This window comes from Saccharothrix sp. (assembly GCF_031180885.1).
In the GTDB taxonomy this organism is placed as follows: Bacteria; Actinomycetota; Actinomycetes; order Mycobacteriales; family Pseudonocardiaceae; genus Actinosynnema.
Genome location: NZ_JAPSLK010000013.1, coordinates 1 through 16,298 on the forward strand (window position 1 = coordinate 1; position 16,298 = coordinate 16,298).

The 16,298-nt window shown below is 70.8% G+C and carries 14 protein-coding genes; 9 read left to right on the forward strand and 5 right to left on the reverse strand.

Features of this window, described 5'->3' with window-relative positions; genetic code table 11:
- The 5 genes from RIN75_RS17730 to yicI form a co-directional block, all read left to right on the forward strand.
- Positions 1-535: cellulose binding domain-containing protein (locus RIN75_RS17730; RefSeq protein ID WP_309113050.1), on the forward strand; the 535-nt coding region annotated here is incomplete at its 5' end.
- A 299-nt stretch (positions 536-834) separates the two neighbouring features.
- Positions 835-2,109, forward strand: a complete 1,275-nt coding sequence (locus RIN75_RS17735; RefSeq protein ID WP_309113051.1) for an extracellular solute-binding protein — start codon at positions 835-837, stop codon at positions 2,107-2,109.
- Positions 2,106-2,996 carry a sugar ABC transporter permease gene (locus RIN75_RS17740; RefSeq protein ID WP_309113052.1) on the forward strand — a complete coding sequence of 297 codons (891 nt, stop codon included), beginning with the start codon at positions 2,106-2,108 and terminating at the stop codon, positions 2,994-2,996. Before RIN75_RS17735 ends, RIN75_RS17740 begins: the two co-directional genes overlap by 4 nt.
- Complete coding sequence (locus tag RIN75_RS17745) at positions 2,996-3,808, forward strand: carbohydrate ABC transporter permease (RefSeq protein WP_309113053.1); 813 nt, start codon at positions 2,996-2,998, stop codon at positions 3,806-3,808. Before RIN75_RS17740 ends, RIN75_RS17745 begins: the two co-directional genes overlap by 1 nt.
- A gap of 202 nt (positions 3,809-4,010) precedes the next feature.
- On the forward strand, positions 4,011-6,302 hold the full coding sequence (yicI, locus tag RIN75_RS17750; protein ID WP_309113054.1) for an alpha-xylosidase: 2,292 nt from the start codon (positions 4,011-4,013) through the stop codon (positions 6,300-6,302).
- 42 nt (positions 6,303-6,344) lie between these two features.
- On the opposite strand, the gene RIN75_RS17755 is transcribed toward yicI, so the two are convergent.
- Positions 6,345-7,571, reverse strand: coding sequence for a cytochrome P450 (locus RIN75_RS17755; RefSeq protein ID WP_309113055.1), 1,227 nt, complete (start codon positions 7,569-7,571; stop codon positions 6,345-6,347).
- A gap of 148 nt (positions 7,572-7,719) precedes the next feature.
- Here RIN75_RS17755 and RIN75_RS17760 point away from each other — a divergent pair, with 148 nt between their 5' ends.
- On the forward strand, positions 7,720-7,872 hold the full coding sequence (locus RIN75_RS17760) for a hypothetical protein (protein WP_309113182.1): 153 nt from the start codon (positions 7,720-7,722) through the stop codon (positions 7,870-7,872).
- Positions 7,873-7,933: 61 nt separating this feature from the next.
- On the opposite strand, the gene RIN75_RS17765 is transcribed toward RIN75_RS17760, so the two are convergent.
- Both RIN75_RS17765 and RIN75_RS17770 read right to left on the reverse strand, forming a co-directional pair.
- Positions 7,934-9,073 (reverse strand): glycosyltransferase, encoded by a 1,140-nt coding sequence (locus tag RIN75_RS17765; protein ID WP_309113056.1) that lies wholly within the window; start codon positions 9,071-9,073, stop codon positions 7,934-7,936.
- Positions 9,074-9,104: 31 nt separating this feature from the next.
- Entirely contained in the window at positions 9,105-11,078 is a 1,974-nt protein-coding gene (locus RIN75_RS17770) for an amino acid transporter (protein WP_309113057.1), read from the reverse strand.
- A 554-nt stretch (positions 11,079-11,632) separates the two neighbouring features.
- On the opposite strand from RIN75_RS17770, the gene RIN75_RS17775 reads away from it, so the two are divergent.
- Complete coding sequence (locus RIN75_RS17775) at positions 11,633-12,856, forward strand: serine hydrolase domain-containing protein (RefSeq protein ID WP_309113058.1); 1,224 nt, start codon at positions 11,633-11,635, stop codon at positions 12,854-12,856.
- A 2-nt stretch (positions 12,857-12,858) separates the two neighbouring features.
- Here the strand turns inward: RIN75_RS17775 and RIN75_RS17780 are convergent, their stop codons facing one another.
- Positions 12,859-13,602, reverse strand: coding sequence for an enoyl-CoA hydratase/isomerase family protein (locus tag RIN75_RS17780; protein ID WP_309113059.1), 744 nt, complete (start codon positions 13,600-13,602; stop codon positions 12,859-12,861).
- Positions 13,603-13,643: 41 nt separating this feature from the next.
- Between RIN75_RS17780 and RIN75_RS17785 the strand changes: the two genes are divergently transcribed.
- Positions 13,644-14,282 carry a hypothetical protein gene (locus tag RIN75_RS17785; protein ID WP_309113060.1) on the forward strand — a complete coding sequence of 213 codons (639 nt, stop codon included), beginning with the start codon at positions 13,644-13,646 and terminating at the stop codon, positions 14,280-14,282.
- 19 nt (positions 14,283-14,301) lie between these two features.
- Here the strand turns inward: RIN75_RS17785 and RIN75_RS17790 are convergent, their stop codons facing one another.
- Positions 14,302-14,514, reverse strand: coding sequence for a sigma factor-like helix-turn-helix DNA-binding protein (locus RIN75_RS17790; protein ID WP_309113061.1), 213 nt, complete (start codon positions 14,512-14,514; stop codon positions 14,302-14,304).
- 148 nt (positions 14,515-14,662) lie between these two features.
- Between RIN75_RS17790 and RIN75_RS17795 the strand changes: the two genes are divergently transcribed.
- Positions 14,663-16,279, forward strand: coding sequence for a serine/threonine-protein kinase (locus tag RIN75_RS17795; protein WP_309113062.1), 1,617 nt, complete (start codon positions 14,663-14,665; stop codon positions 16,277-16,279).
- Positions 16,280-16,298 lie beyond the last annotated feature (19 nt).

Consider the following 16,298-nt stretch of genomic DNA (forward strand, 5'->3'; position numbering starts at 1 on the left):
GGCCGTGGCGAAGTGCAACGGCATCACCGTGTGGGGCATCCGCGACACCGACTCGTGGCGCGCCTACGGCACCCCGCTGCTGTTCGACGGCTCGGGCAACAAGAAGCCCGCCTACACCGCCGTCCTCAACGCGCTCAACGGGGCTCCGCCGTCGTCCACAACCACGACGACGACCACGACCACCACCACGACCACCACCACGACGACGACGACGACCACGACGACCACCACCAACCCGAACCCGGGCGGCTGCACGGCGACCGTCGTCGGGGTCGACCAGTGGAACACCGGTTTCGTGGCCAACCTCAGGGTCAAGGCGGAGTCGGCGGTCAGCGGCTGGTCGGTGTCGATCGCCCTGCCCTCGGGCGCGACGGTGACGAACTCCTGGAACTCCAACCGGAGCGGGAACACCGGCAACGTCTCCTTCACCAACGTCGCCTACAACGGCAGCATCCCCGCCGGCGGCACCGTCGACTTCGGCTTCCAGGCCAACGGCACCGCGGGCACCCTCTCCCCCACCTGCTCGGCCCGCTAGCGCACGAACACCTCCAACCCTTCAGCTGGCAAAAATTCTTAATTCACTGAAGGAAAATTTCTCCTCGTCGGTGAGATCGTCACGACGACCCCGGCGGCCGGCCCCCTCTCCCGGCCGCCGGGGTCGCGACGTCTCCGCGCCTCGGCGTCTCCACGTCACCGCATCGAAGCGTTTCACCGAACAGACCGTCGAACGATTCGACACTCCCCCACCTTCCCTCGGAAGGCTGTTGCGCTCCCGGCAGGTGACCTTCTACGGTGCATCATCGAAGCGCTTCGACAGCCACCGTGGAGGGATCGATGCCCAAGCGACTCCTGGTAGCCGCCGTCGCGGCACTGCTGGCCGTGACGGGCTGCGGCGCCTCGGACGAGCCCTCCGACAACACCTTCACGCTCTGGCACTTCGAAGGGCCGGACAGCGCGATGGGTGTCGCGTGGGCCGAGGCGATCAAGCAGTTCGAGGCCTCCCACCCCGGTGTCAAGGTGGTGTTCGAGGAGAAGGGCTTCGAGCAGACCCAGAAGACCGGCGCCCTGGTGCTCAACTCCAAGGACGCGCCGGACCTCATGGAGTACCCCAAGGGCAACGCCACCGCCGGACTGCTGTCCAAGCAGGGCCTGCTCACCGACCTGAGCGACGAGGTCGCCGAACGCGGCTGGGACAAGAAGCTCGGACCGGGCATCGACACCACCGCCCGCTACGACGAGCGCGGCGTGATGGGTTCCGGCAAGTGGTTCGGCATCCCCAACTACGCCGAGTACATCACGGTCTACTACAACAAGGACATGTTCGACCGGCAGGGCCTGGCCCTGCCCACCACGCTGGACGAGCTGACCGCCGCGATGGACCGGTTCGTCGCCGCCGGGATCACCCCGCTGGCCACGGCGGGCCAGGAGTACCCGGCGCAGCAGGTGCTCTACCAGCTCGCGCTGACCAAGGCCGACCGCGGCTGGGTGGACCGCTTCCAGCGCTACACCGGCCAGGTCGACTTCCACGACGCCGCGTGGACCTACGGGGCCACCACGTTCGCCGAGTGGGTGCGCAAGGGCTACGTGTCCAAGGACAGCGCCGGGCTCAAGGCCGAGGACATGGGGCTGGCGTTCATGCAGGGCAAGCACCCGATCATGGTCAGCGGCACGTGGTGGTACGGCCGGGTGCGCGCCCAGGTCAAGGACTTCGCGTGGGTGTCCGCGCGGTGGCCGGGCATGACGGCGGGCTCCAGCGGCAACATGTGGGTGGTGCCCAAGGGCGCCAAGAACAAGCAGTTCGCCTACGACTTCATCGACATCACCCTGTCCCCCGCCGTCCAGGACAAGCTGCGCGACGCGGGCGGCGTGGCCGTCGCGCCCGGCGCCGCCCCCGCCGCGGACCCGGCGACCCGGCAGCTCAACGACGACTACCAGGCGCTGCGCGACGGCGACCGGTTGGCGTTCTACCCGGACTGGCCCGTGCCCGGCTACTACGACGTTCAGGTCTCGGCGGTGCAGAAGCTCATCACCGGTGACGCCGACCCGAAGCAGGTCCTGGACGAGCTGGCCGGGCCGTACCGCGAGCACGTCGCGAGCCTCGGCGGATGAGCGCGCTCCGCGAGCGCCGGTCCTACCTGCTCTACCTGGTGCCCGGCGGGTTGTTGCTGCTCGCGGTGATCCTGGTGCCGTTCGGGATGAACATCGGCATCAGCTTCACCGAGTGGACGGGTGTGGGCGAGCCGGAGTGGGTCGGCGCCGAGAACTACCTGAGGTTGTTGTCGGACGGGACGTTCTGGGCGTCCTTCCGGCACAACGTGGCGCTGGTCGTGGCGATGGCGGTGGTGCCCACCCTGCTCGGCCTGGTCGTCGCCGCCGCGCTGTTCGACCACATCGGCAAGCACTTCGGGTCGCGCCACGCGGCCGTGCTGCGGGCGTGCGTGTACCTGCCGCAGGTGCTGCCGATCGCGGTGGCCGGGATCGTGTGGAGCTGGATCCTGGCCCCGAAGGACGGCGCGCTGAACGAGGTGCTGCGGGCGGTCGGGCTGGAAGCGTTGGCGCGCAACTGGTTGGGCGACCCGGACCTGGCGCTGTGGAGCCTGATGGGCGTGCTGGTGTGGATGCAGCTCGGGTACCCGGTGGTGATCTTCATGGCCGGGATGGGGCGGCTCGACCCGGCCCTGCACGAGGCCGCCGAACTGGACGGGGCGTCGTGGTGGGGCCGGTTCCGGCACGTCACCGTGCCCGGGTTGCGGCCGGAGATCTTCGTCGTGCTGCTGACGTGCACGATCGCCGCGTTGAAGGTGTTCGCGCCGATCTACGTGCTGACCCGGGGCGGACCGGGTGGTGCCACGAACGTGCCCGCGTACTACTCGTTCCAGAACTTCTTCGAGCGCACCCGGGTCGGGTACGGCGCGGCGATCGCGACCGTGCTCACCGTGCTGGTCCTGGTGCTCACCGCGGTGTTCCTGCGGGTGCAGCAGCGGGGTGAGCGCTGATGCGGCGGCACGCGGTGCTGTGGTCCATGGTCGTGCTCGCGGTGGCGATGGTGACGCCGTTCGTGATCGTGGCGCTCAACGCGGTGAAGACGCCCGAGGAGTACTCCAGCGGCGGCCCGCTGCGCCTGCCCGAGGGCGTCTCGCTGGACGGCATCATCGCCTTCTGGGACCGCGTCGACTACGGCGAGAAACTGCTCAACAGCGCGGTGATCAGCGGGTCCGTGGCGGTGCTGGCGGTCGTGGTGTCGGTGTTCAACGCCTACGCGCTGGGCATCGGCCGGGTGCGCGGCCGGCTGTGGGTGCTGGTCGTGTTCCTCACCGCGAACACCCTGCCGCAGGAGGCGCTGGTCTACCCGCTGTACTACATCGCCAACGAGGTCGGGCTGTACGACACCAAGCTCTCGGTGATCATCGTGTTCACCGCGATCCAGTCCGCGTTCGGCACCTACCTGCTCACCTCGACGCTCAGCGGCTTCCCGCGCGAACTGCTGGACGCCGCCCGCATCGACGGGGCGACGAAGTGGCAGGCGCTGGTGCGGGTCGTGGTGCCGATCAGCAGGCCCACCCTGGGCGTGCTGTTCGTGTTCTTCTTCATCTGGACCTGGAACGAGTTCTTCCTGCCGCTGGTGCTGCTGATCTCCAACGAGAACCAGACGGTGCCCGTGGCGCTGGGCGTGCTCCAGGGCCAGCGGCTGATGGACGCGACCATGACCAGCGCCTCGGCGCTGCTCGGCGTCGTCCCCGCCATCGCCTTTTTCCTCATCTTCCAACGCGCATTGACCCGCGGTATCACGGTGGGAGCGGTCAAGTGATGATCGCGTCGCGCCGAGCCGCACCGGCCACGGATCACCGGCATTCCCGGTCCCCCTCGTACTTCGCCGGGTCGTGTGGCGGCGTGCCTTGTCGATCGTCAAGGGATACATCGAGCAGCAGAAACGTCCCGACCCCCGCGGACGAAACGGGGTCGGGTACTCCTGGCCGGGAACGGCCAGGCTTTCGCCGATTGGAGTTCGGGTGAAGTTCAGCGACGGGTACTGGCTGCTGCGGCCCGGGGTCGAGGCGACTCACCCGGTCGGGGTGCACGACGTCACCGCGGGAGACGGGGAGGTCGTCGTGCACGCGGCGACGCGTCCGATCCGGCACCGCGGCGACATGCTCAAGGGACCGATGGTCACCCTGGGCCTCACGTCCCCGATGGCGGACGTGGTCGGGGTCGAGATCACGCACTTCTCCGGCGGCCGGCCGCAGGAGCCCTCGTTCGGCCTCGCCGCCGACGCCGGGCACGAGGCCAAGGTGGTGGAGGACGACGCCGGCGTGGTGCTGACCGCGGGCGCGTTGTCGGTCCGCGTGCACAAGGGCGAGCAGTGGCAGGTCGACTTCACCGCCGACGGCCGGCTGCTGACCACCAGCGGCTTCAAGGGCATGGGGTTCATGACCCTCGACGGCACGCACCACGTCCGCGAGCAGCTCGTCCTCGGCGTCGGGGACGCGGTCTACGGGCTGGGCGAGCGGTTCGGGCCGCTGGTGAAGAACGGCCAGACCGTCGACATCTGGAACGCCGACGGCGGCACCAGCAGCGAGCAGGCGTACAAGAACGTCCCGTTCTTCCTCACCAACGCCGGCTACGGCATCTTCGTCGACCACCCCGGGCTGGTCTCGTTCGAGGTGGGCTCGGAGGCGGTGTCGAAGGTCGGGTTCAGCGTCGAGGGACACTCCCTGCGCTACTACCTGATCTACGGGCCGACGCCCCGCGAGATCCTGCGCAAGTACACCGCGCTCACCGGGCGGCCCGCGCTGCCGCCCGCGTGGTCGTTCGGGCTGTGGCTGTCCACGTCGTTCACCACGGACTACGACGAGAAGACGGTCAACGGGTTCATCGACGGCATGGTCGAGCGGGACCTGCCGCTGAGCGTGTTCCACTTCGACTGCTTCTGGATGCGCGACTTCCACTGGTGCGACTTCGAGTGGGACCCGCGCACGTTCCCCGACCCGGAGGGGATGCTGGCCCGGCTGAAGGAGCGCGGGCTGCGGGTCTCGGTGTGGATCAACCCCTACATCGCGCAGCGCTCGCCGCTGTTCGCCGAGGGCGCCGCGCACGGGTACCTGCTGCGCCGGCCCAACGGGGACGTGTGGCAGTGGGACCTGTGGCAGCCGGGCATGGCGCTGGTGGACTTCACCAACCCGGCGGCCCGCGAGTGGTACGCGGGCAAGCTGGAGGCGTTGCTGGACCAGGGCGTGGACTGCTTCAAGACCGACTTCGGCGAGCGCGTCCCGACCGACGTGGTCTACCACGACGGCTCCGACCCGGAGCGGATGCACAACTACTACACGTACCTCTACAACAAGACCGTGTTCGACCTGCTGCGCCGGCGGCGCGGCGAGGGCGAGGCGGTGGTGTTCGCCCGGTCGGCCACGGCCGGCGGCCAGCAGTTCCCGGTGCACTGGGGCGGGGACTGCGAGGCGACCTACGAGTCGATGGCGGAGAGCCTGCGCGGCGGGCTGTCGCTGGGCCTGTCCGGGTTCGGGTACTGGAGCCACGACATCGGCGGGTTCGAGGGCACGCCGACGCCCGCGTTGTTCAAGCGGTGGATCGCGTTCGGCCTGCTGTCCTCGCACAGCCGGTTGCACGGCAGCCACTCCTACCGGGTGCCGTGGCTGTTCGACGAGGAGTCGGTGGACGTCCTGCGGCGGTTCGTGAAGCTGAAGCTGACGCTGATGCCGTACCTGGACCGGGCGGCGCGGCAGGCCACGGCGGAGGGCGTGCCGATGATGCGGGCGATGGTGCTGGAGTTCCCGGACGACCCGGCGTGCGTGCACCTGGAGCGCCAGTACATGCTCGGCGACGACCTGCTCGTGGCTCCGGTGTTCTCCGACGACGGCGATGTGGCGTACTACGTGCCCGAGGGCGCGTGGACGCACCTGCTGACCGGCGAGGTCGTGCAGGGTCCGCGCTGGGTCCGGGACCGCTGCGACTTCCTGACCGCGCCGGTGTTGGTGCGGCCCAACACCGTCCTGCCGGTGGGCGCGGTGGACGACCGGCCGGACTACGACTACGCCGAGGGTGTCACCCTGCGGGCGTATCAGCTGTCCGAGGGCGAGCACGTGACCGTGGTGGGCGGCACGACGTTCCGCGCGGTGGTCCAGGGCGGCGAGATCCGGGTGACGGCCGAGTCCGCGCCCTCCCGGTGGCGGCTGCTGCTCGTCGGCGCGGAGTCGGTCGAGTCGGTGGACGGCGGTGAGGTCGTCGCCGACCGGGCGGGGGTGCTCATCGAGGCGGGCGGCGACGCGGTGACCGTGCGGGCCTGACCTGAGCGGCGGGAGGTCGGGGCCGACCTCCCGCCGCGGGCCTCACCACACGACCGGCAGCTCGTGCACGCCGAACAGGGCGCTGTCGTGCTTGTAGGACAGCTGGTCGATCGGCACCGCCGGGCGCAGGTCGGGGAACCGGCGGAACAGGCTCTCGAACACGACCTCCAGCTCCACCCGGGCGAGGTTCTGGCCCAGGCACTGGTGCAGGCCGTACCCGAACGCCAGGTGGCCGCGGTTGGGGCGGTGGATGTCGAAGGTCGCCGGGTCGTCGTAGACCTCCTTGTCCCGGTTGGCCGAGCCGGTCAGGAAGTACAGGCCCTCGCCGGCGGCGATCCGCTGCCCGCCGATCTCGACGTCCTCCTTGGCGATGCGCGGCGAGAGCAGGTCGCCGATGCCCAGGTAGCGCAGCAGCTCGTCCACCGCGGCCGGCCACCGGGTGGGGTCGGCGGCCAGCTCGGCCAGGGCGTCCCGGTTCTCGGTGAGCACGAGCGCGCCGAGGGCGATCATGTTCACGGTCGCCTCGTGCGAGGCGTTCAGCACGCTCTGCGCCGCGCCGGCCAGGTCGACGTCGTCCAGCTCCAGCTCGGCGGGCGCGTTGGCGAGCTTGGTCAGGACGTCGTCGCCGGGGTTCTGCCGCTTGTCCTTGAGCAGCCCGACCATGTAGGTGCGCAGCTCCATGACCGCGTTGCGCAGGTCCTCCCGCGTGCTGCCCCGGTGCAGCATGACCGCCGCGCGGGACTGGAAGAACTCGTGGTCGGAGTTGGGCACGCCGAGGATCCCGCAGACCACTGTGGACGGCACCGGCAACGCCACCAGGCGGACCAGGTCGGCCGGCTGGCCGCTGTCGGCCAGGTCGTCCAGCGCGCTGTCGACGATGCCCTGGATCCACGGGCGCAGGGCGCGGGCCTTGCGCATGGTGAAGTCGGGTGCCAGCAGCTTGCGGTACACGTCGTGCTCGGGCGGGTCCATGCGGACGAACGAGGACCTTCTCCCCACCTTGTCCACACCGGAACCGCCCGGCATCGGTATGCCCGGGATGCTGCCGTCGCAACTGATCCGCGGGTCGACGAGCCCCGCCTGGACGTCCGCGTGCCGCGCGACCAGCCACACCGCGCTGCCGTCGGCGAGCACCGCCCGCGACACCGGCTCGGCCGCGCGCAGCGCCTCGTACTCCGCCGGGACGTCGAAGGGGCACCCGGAACGCCGCATCGGGAACGACCTCGTCCCGGCTCCGTTCTCCGACGTGGTGATGTCCGACTCCGCCATGCCTACTCCCTCGCAAAAGACGATCCTTCGGGCCATGTCCGTCCCTCTACCGCAGAAGGGTGGGGCCGACCGGGGAACCGCCCGGTAATCAACCGGTACATCAGGCCTGGCCAGTGGATTCGCGGTGAATGGAACCCGACTGTTCTGGATGGCCGCGACTGACCAACCGCGATCGACCCTGCCCGCGGCCACCACCGACGGCACCCGCACCCGCGACCTCTGCGCGTACCCGCGGGTCTCGCGGTACAAGGGGTACGGCGACCCGGCGGTGGCGTCGAGCTACCGCTGCACCCGCCGCTGATCCACCGGGGAACCCCGCCCACCTGTCTTGGTGGGCGGGGTTCTTTCTTGTGCGTGGTCGCCTATGCGTAGTCGGCCAGGCGGCGGGCGACGTCGTGCGGCGAGGGCATCGCGGCCACCTCCGCGGCCATCGCCTTCGCCGCCGCACGCACGGTCTCGTCGCTCAGCAGTCGGCGCGCCTTGGTCGCGACCACCTCGGCGGTCAGGTCGGCGGCGAGGACCTGGTCACCCAGCCCGGCCGCGGTCACCACGTCGGCGTTGCTGAACTGGTCGGCGCCCTGCGGCAGGACCAGGTGCGGCACGCCGGTGGCGAACGTGCCCATCGTCGTGCCGGCCCCGCCGTGGTGCACCACGAGGTCCGTGTGCGGCAGGAGCTCGGCCTGCGGCAGCCACGGCAGCACGACCACGTTGTCCGGCACGTCCCCCAGCGCGTCCACCTCGACGCACCGCGCGGTGGACACCAGCACCTTGACCTCCAGCGTCGCCAGCCCCGCGATCGCCGTGCGTAACACCCCAGCGCTCCCGAACGCCGTGCCCAACGTCAAGTACACCAACGGTTCCCGGTGCTCCCGAACCCACGACGGCAGTTCACCGGGATCGGAGAACGGCACCGGCCGCAACGGGATGGTTTGCGACACCGCGAACTCCGGGTCCTGCACGGACGGCGGGCAGATGTCGAGGTAGGGGTTGCCCAGCGACATGATGTCACCGCCCGGCAACTCGACACCGAGATCAGCGGCCACCTCGTGCAGGTGTCTGCGCAGCACCTCGGGAGGTCCTGTGGGCCGCCACATCCGCCCGAACGAGTGGCACACGGCCGGCACGTCCGCAACTTTCGCCGCCAGCCCCGCGCCGGGGTTGGCGAGTTCGTGCACGACCAGGTCGGGCTTGTGGTCGACGATGATCGGCACCAGGTCCGCCGCACAGCTGCGCGGCAGTATCGACCCGAACACCGCCGAAACCCGCTCGGGCCGGAAGTCCGGCAGCTTGCGGGCGGCCGGCCCGGCGTCGGCCAACTCGAACGCCTGGAGCATGTCCATGCCACCGGGCACGTGCTCGATGCCGTACGCCGCCAGGGCGCTCGCGAAGGGGGCCGTGGTCACGAACGTGACGTCGTGGCCGACGTCGCGGGCGGCGATGGCGAGCGGGAGGAGGGGATAGGTGTGTCCGTGCGAGCCGAGGCTCGAGAAAAGGATGCGCACCGGGAAAACCTAGTGACTTCCCCGGTGCTGGTCAGCCGCCCACGTGGATGCCGGGACGCCGCTCCGGGTCGGGTTCGGCGGAACGGATGATCTCCCGCACCACCGGAGCGGTGTCGCCGCGGCCCAGGAGCAGGTAGCGGAACAGGTGGCCCAGGGGGTTGCCCTCGCTCCACGCGAAGTGGCAGTGCGGGCGGACGCCGGTCGTGTCGCGGAGGGTCAGCAGGATCGCGGCGATGGCGTTGGGTGCCGCGGGGCTGTCGGCGCGCAGGATGCGGTGGCCGGCGACCTCCACCCCGCGCACCTTGAGCACGTCGCTGAAGTCCGACGGGTCCACCACGTCGATCTCCAGGAACAACACGTCCGCCTGCCCCGGCACCGGGTTGACCCCGCGCTGCTCGGCCTCCTTCTCCCGGTACTCCGCCTCGTCCCCCGCCTGGCGGCGGTTCGCGACCAGGGTCAGCGCACCGTCGTGGGCGATCGAGTCGTGCACGAACCGGCGCGCGGCCTCGTCGAACTCGATGTGCTCCACCCGCAGCTCAGTGGTCCGCGACACCCGGGACACCAGGGAGATCACCACGATCCCGAGGATGAAGAACGCCGAGATGGTCAGACCGTCCGGCTTCTCGATCACGTTCTCCACCAACGCGTACAGCAACACCAGCGTCAACACCGTGAACCCGATCGCGGCGGGCCGCCGGCGCTTGCGGACGGCGGAGATCGTCACGGCGACCGAACCGGACACCATCATGGCCAGGATGCCGGTCGCGTACGCCCCGGCCTGGGCGTTGACGTCGGCCTTGAAGATGATCGTGATCAGGATGCACACGGCCGTGTAGACCAAGACCACCGGCCGCACCGCCCGCGACCACTCCGGCGCCATCCCGTAGGACGGCAGGTACCGGGGCACGATGTTGATCAAACCCGCCATCGCCGAAGCACCCGCGAACCACAGGATCAGGATGCTGCTGATGTCGTACACCGTGCCGAAGGCGCCACCGAGGTGCTCGTGGGCGAGGTACGCCAGCGCGCGGCCGTTCGCGGGTCCGCCGGGCTGGAACGCCTCCGCCGGGATCAGCACCGTGGTGATGAAACTGGTCGCGATCAGGCACACCGACATGATCAACGCGGCGGCGGTGAGCAGCTTGCGCGTGTTGCGGATGCGCGATTCGAGCCGCTCCTCGGGCGTCTTCCCGTCGGCGGCGACCAGCGGCATCATGCTCACGCCCGTCTCGAAACCGGACAAGCCGAGCACCAGCAACGGAAACGCCAAGATCGCCGGCCCGATCACGTCACCGAAACCACCACCAGCCGTCAAAGCGTCCACCCAGCGATCGAGGGCCACCGGCTCGGACAACAACCGCACCACGCCCGCCCCGACGATCACCGCGTTGAGCGCGAGGAAGATCACCACCAAGGGAATGGCGACACCCACCGCCTCGCTGAACCCGAGCAGGAACACCCCGCCCAGCACCAGCAGCAGCACCACGGTCACCAGGACCTCGTGGCCGTGCAGGAACCCGGGCGCGAGCGGGTTCTCCAGCAGGTGCACGGTCGCGTCCGCCGAGGACAACGTGATCGTGATGATCCACGACGTGGCCACGAACCCCAGCAGCACGAGCACGAAGATCTTGCCGCGCCAGAACGGCAGCAGGTCCTCCAGCATCGCCACCGAACCCTGCCCGTGCGGGCTTTCCCGCGCCACCCGCCGGTACATCGGCAACATGCCCAACAACGTCAACGCCACGATCAACAAAGTGGCCAAAGGGGACAGCGCGCCGGCGGCCAAAGCCGCGATAGCGGGCAAATAGGACAGAGTGGAGAAGTAGTCCACACCGGTCAGGCACATGACCTTCCACCAGGCCTGCGGCTGGGCGTGCGACTCGTCGCTCTCCGGACCGACCGGAGCCACCCTGTGCTGCAACAGCCACCGCCCGAACGCCGTCGCCGGCGGACTGGGCCGTACCGGGCTGTCGACCCTCGGCGGAACTTCGGTGGTGCCGGTCATGCCACATCTCCCCGTTGACGTCGTGGACACGCCCCAGCATGAACGGTCCAGGCCGCCGACGTGCGGTTGAAGGACCGCGAGTTCGCCACCTGACCGGGTGATGACCGTGACACCGTCAAAAACCCGTAAGGAAGCTTGCACAAATCCCCGACAGCACCGTGTCAGCGTCGTGACTGCCCGGTGTCAGGACGGCCGGTGATCGTTGGCCCCAACGAACGGCTCGGCGGAACGCGGAGCCAGGAACCGGGGAGAACGACATGCCTGCCTTCGCCACTCCGGCCCGGATCACGGCCACCCTGACCACCGCCGGCGCCCCGGTCCGGCTCACCGCCGGCGACCGCCCGGAGACCGTGGTCCGCGTCGAGCCGGTCGACAGCGCGAACAAGACCGACGTCAAGGTCGCCGAGGGCACCAAGGGGCGTCGTGCGCAACACCCTGTCCGCCGCGGACGCCTCCACCGACACCGTCAAGGTCCACGCCCGCACGCGGCTCGACGACATCGTCATCCACCCGGCCGCCTGATCTCGCCCAAAAACCAAGAGAGGACCAACGAAATGAACACCACGTCCGAGCACGTCGAGCAGGGCTGGGGCAAGGTCGCGGACGTCTTCCGCGCGAACTTCGCGAACGACGGCGAGGTGGGTGCCGCGGTCAGCGTCTACGCCGGCGGTCGCCCCGTGGTCAACCTGTTCGACGGCCTGGCCGACCGCGAAGCCGGCAAGCCCTGGCGCGACGACACCATCGTCCAGGTCGCCTCCACCACCAAGGGCGCCACCGCGATCTGCGCGCACGTGCTGGTCGAACGCGGCGAACTCGACCTCGACGCCCCGGTGACCCGCTACTGGCCCGAGTTCGGCGCGAACGGCAAGCAGGACGTCCCCGTCCGCTGGCTGCTCTCCCACCAGGTCGGGCTACCGATCGTCGACGGGCCGCTGACCTTCGAGGACGCTTGCGCCTGGGACCCGGTCATCCGCGCCCTCGAAGCGCAGAAGCCGCTGTGGGAGCCGGGCACCGAGCACGTCTACCACAGCATGACCTACGGCTTCCTGGTCGGCGAGATCGTCCGCCGCGTCACCGGCAAGACCCTCGGCACCTTCTACGCCGACGAGATCGCCGCCCCGCTCGGCCTGCGCGCCTGGATCGGCCTGCCCGAGCACGAGGAACCCCAGGTCGCCACCCTCCACTACGCCGCCCCGTTCAGCGTGGAGGAACTGCTCGCGGGCATGATCAAGGCCACCGGGCTCGACGCCGACACGGTCGCCGCGTGGGTCAACGCCGTGTGGGGCGCGGACTCCGTGCAGGCCCGCGCCGGCGAACTCGGCGGAGCCCTGGACAACTCCACCGCCTACTTCACCACCCGCGCCTGGCGCGCCGCCGAGTTCCCGGCCGCCAACATGGTCGCCGACGCCCACTCCATCGCCCGCATGTACGCCGCCACCGTCAGCGAGGTCGACGGCGTCCGCCTGCTCAACCCGGACACCGTCGCCCGGATGACCGAGGTCCGGACCGACAAGACCCGCATGCACGGCCTGCCCGACGGCCTGGACATCCCGGCCGACCGCTCCTTCAACATGTCCCTGGGCTTCTGGCGGGCCTGCCCGCCCATGCCCATGGCCGGCCCGGGTTCCTTCGGCCACCCCGGTTCCGGCGGGTCGATCGGCTTCGGCGACCCGGACGCCGGGATCGGGTTCGCCTACGTCACCAACCTGTGGAACTTCCGCGCCGACGACCCGCGCGCGGCCGACCTCGCCACCGCCGTCCGCTCCTGCCTGGGCTGACGTCAGTGCGCGCCGCCACCGACGGTCCGATCCATGAAGTTTCGGATCCGGCCGTCGGTGGCGGCTTTCGTCCACAGGTCCACCGTGGCGGCGTCGGAGAGCCGGTCGAGGCGCGCGTTCACCTCAGACCGGAGTTGCGCCTTGGTGTGGCGGAACGCGTCGGCCGGGATGCGGTCGGCCCACTCCCCCGCCTGTGCCACCGCCCGTTCCCGCAGGACGTCCGGCTCGCACAACTCGTCCACCAGCCCCAGTTCCAGCGCCACCGCCGGCTCGTAGTTGGCCCCGTCGAAGATCACCCGGTTCGCGACCACCGGCCCGACCGCGAACCGCACGATCTCCAGCGCCGCGTGCGGGAACGGCACACCCACCCGCAACTCGGGCAGGCCGATCGTCCCGCCGGCCATGACCCGGTGGTCGCAGGCCGCCGCGAGCACGCACCCACCGGCGATCGCGTGCCCGTTGACCGCGGCGACCACCGGCTTGGCCACGTCGAACACGGCCCGGAACGCCGCGCTGAGCGCGGGCAGGAACTCGGCCACGTACGCTCCCCCGCCGTCGACGACCCGCTTGAGGTCGACGCCGGCCGAGAACACCCGCCCGGCCCCGGTCAGCACCACCGCCCGGACCCCGTGCGACTCCCCCATCACCCGCCGGATCTCCCGGCACAGCTCCAGGTCCAGGGCGTTGACCTTGCCGTGGGCCATCGCCACGACCCCGACCCCGTCCACCACGTCCCACTCGATCATCGCGTTCCCCTCTCCGCCGGCGGCCTGTCTATGCTCCGCCGGTGACCAGTGCCCCGCCCGGACCGCCGCTCCGCGTCCTGCCCGATCGTCCCGACGTCGTCCCGGTGGCGTTGTGGCGCCTGGTGTTCGCCGAGCCGGAGGCGGTGGCCGGGCACGTCGCCCGGGTCGCGGTCGCGGAGGCCGGTGGCGCGGCGTGGGCGTGGGCCGAGGGCGAGCGGGCGAAGTACCCGGCCGCGCCGGCGGTGACGCTCGCTTCCGGAGCGCACACGGTGGTGCGGCACCGGTTCCTGTACGGCGGGCCGACGCGGGCGCGTGGCGCGTTCACGCCGGCGGACGCGGTGACGGAGTGGCTGGAACTGGCCTGGTGCCAGGCGTCGCTCGTGCTGCACGTCGCGGCGGGGTACGGGACCGACCCGCGAGCCCCGGAACGGGCCGCCGACGTGCTGGCGCTGTGGCGGGTGCGCGGTGGCGTCCCGGAGGCGCGTGAGGTGCCGCCGCCCACCGACGACCGGCTGCGGGAGGTCACGCCGGACCTGGCCATGGCCCTGGGCCGGCTGACCGGGCGCGTGAAGCGCGGGGCGACCGCCTTCGAGCCGGGCCCGAGCTGGGGTTACGTCGCGAACACCGACGCCCGGACGCTCCGGCCGTTGGCCAACCGGGCGATGCGCCTGTTCGGCTGAACCGTCCACTCCGGACGGTTCAGCGGGGTGCGCTGTCGATGAGCCGGCGGCGGACGAACTCGCGGGCCTCGTGGGTGCGGAACCGGACCGTGCTCACCGGGATCGCCAGCCGCTGCGCGATGTCGTTGTACTCCAGGTCCGCGATGCCGCGCAGGACGAACGCCGCCGCCAGGTCGTACCTGGGCCGGCGGTGAACGGCCGGACCGTGCACATCCAGGGCGACAACTGCCACACCAACTGGGGGTGCGCCGGCGACTACACCTACCCCGCGGCCGCGACGACAATGTGGCACACCACCGTCGTCCTGCAGGGCTTTTGCCAGTGCGAACGAGATACCCGCCCGTGCCTCGTCGGCGATGATCGGTTGCTAGCTTGACGCGGTGTCTGAGCGAGAGCACACCGGGCCGATCGTCGACGGCCGCTTCGAGCTGCTGGAGAGGCTGGGCAGCGGTGGCATGGGTACGGTCTGGCGCGCCCTGGACCTGGGGCTGCACCGCGAGGTCGCGATCAAGGAGGTCCGCCCGGCCGACGCCGACCAGCTCGAGGGCAACCCCGCGATGGCCGCCCAGCTGCGGGAGCGCGTGCTGCGCGAGTCCCGCGCGCTGGCCCGGTTGCAGCACCCGAACGTGGTGTCGATCTACCAGATCATCGACTCGCCGGACTCGCCCTACCCGTGGATCGTGATGGAGCTGGTCCGCGGCACGTCGCTGGACGCGCGGCTGCGCGAGGGCGTGCTGAGCCCGGTGGAGGCGGCCCGGGTCGGGCGCGACGTGCTCGCGGCGCTGCGCTCGGCCCACGCCGCCGGGGTGATGCACCGCGACGTCAAGCCCGGCAACGTGCTGCTGAGAACCGACGGCAGCGCCGTGCTCACCGACTTCGGCATCGCCGCGCTCCAGGGCTCGACCCAGCTCACCGCGACCGGGGACGTCATCGGGTCGCCGGAGTACATCGCCCCGGAGCGGTTGCGCGGCGACGAGACCCAGACCGCGTCGGACCTGTGGTCGTTGGCGATGCTGCTGTACGTGGCCGTCGAGGGCTACCACCCGATGCGCCGCGCCACCACCATGGCGACCCTCGCCGCCGTCATGACCGAGCCCGTCCCGCCGCCCCGGCGCGCGGGCGCGCTCACCCCGGCCCTCACCGCGGCGTTGCGCGGCGACCCGGCCGAGCGCCCGACCGGCGAGGTCCTGGACCAGATGCTCGCCGCCGCCGAACGCGACCAGTCCCCACCCCTCGGGCCGCCCACTCCCGGCGGTTTCGCCGTCCCCGGCTTCCCGAGCGGCCCCCAGTGGCAGTCCGGGCCGACCCCGGTCAGCGCCCCGCACCTGAACCCCAAGTCCTACCCGACCCCGCTCCCCAGACCCCGCAAGCGCGGCGGCGCGGTGGTGCTCTCCCTGGTCGTGGTCGGACTGGTCGTCGCCGCGACCTTGTACGCGATCAAGCTCATCGGCGACAACACCAAGGCCGGCCTGGGCACCTCGACCACCCTCGGCGCGACCCTGCCGAACATCGTCCTCCCCACCGGCCCCGCCGCCACCGCCGCGGACACCGCGAAGGAAGACCTCCTCACCCCCGCCGGCGCCCGCAAGGCCGCGGGCGCTCTCAGCGAGGCCATGGGCGGCTCCAAGGTCTCCAAGTTCACCCTGTGGCCCGACCGGGCCGGCGCCACCGCCCCCACCGCCGCCGTCGCCCACGGCTTCGACAACTTCGAGTACCGCGGCGGCAAAGCCACCCGCGAGGGTCCCGACGGCGTGGACGCCGACCGCGCCGTCCTGGACCTGAACGAGGTCAACTGGGACGCCCTGCCGGCGTTGTTCGACCGCGCCGCCAAGGAACTCGGCGTACCCCAGCCGACCACGCGGTACGTCATCGTGGACACCGGCATCATCGACGGGAAGCCGTCCCTGCGCGTGTACCTGGCCGACGACTACGGCGGCGCCCACCTCCAGGCCAACCTGAACGGCGAGGTCCAGAAGACCTACCCCCGCGCCAAGTGACCGGCGCCTGAGCGCGGTC

What these genes read in the sequence shown, in the direction of transcription:
- RIN75_RS17740 (WP_309113052.1), top strand. Translation starts at nt 2,106, where the DNA reads ATGAGCGCGCTCCGCGAGCGCCGGTCCTACCTGCTCTACCTGGTGCCC.
- RIN75_RS17745 (WP_309113053.1), top strand. Translation starts at nt 2,996, where the DNA reads ATGCGGCGGCACGCGGTGCTGTGGTCCATGGTCGTGCTCGCGGTGGCG.
- RIN75_RS17770 (WP_309113057.1), bottom strand. Translation starts at nt 11,078, where the DNA reads ATGACCGGCACCACCGAAGTTCCGCCGAGGGTCGACAGCCCGGTACGG.
- RIN75_RS17775 (WP_309113058.1), top strand. Translation starts at nt 11,633, where the DNA reads ATGAACACCACGTCCGAGCACGTCGAGCAGGGCTGGGGCAAGGTCGCG.
- RIN75_RS17755 (WP_309113055.1), bottom strand. Translation starts at nt 7,571, where the DNA reads ATGGCGGAGTCGGACATCACCACGTCGGAGAACGGAGCCGGGACGAGG.
- RIN75_RS17780 (WP_309113059.1), bottom strand. Translation starts at nt 13,602, where the DNA reads ATGATCGAGTGGGACGTGGTGGACGGGGTCGGGGTCGTGGCGATGGCC.
- RIN75_RS17735 (WP_309113051.1), top strand. Translation starts at nt 835, where the DNA reads ATGCCCAAGCGACTCCTGGTAGCCGCCGTCGCGGCACTGCTGGCCGTG.
- RIN75_RS17760 (WP_309113182.1), top strand. Translation starts at nt 7,720, where the DNA reads ATGGCCGCGACTGACCAACCGCGATCGACCCTGCCCGCGGCCACCACC.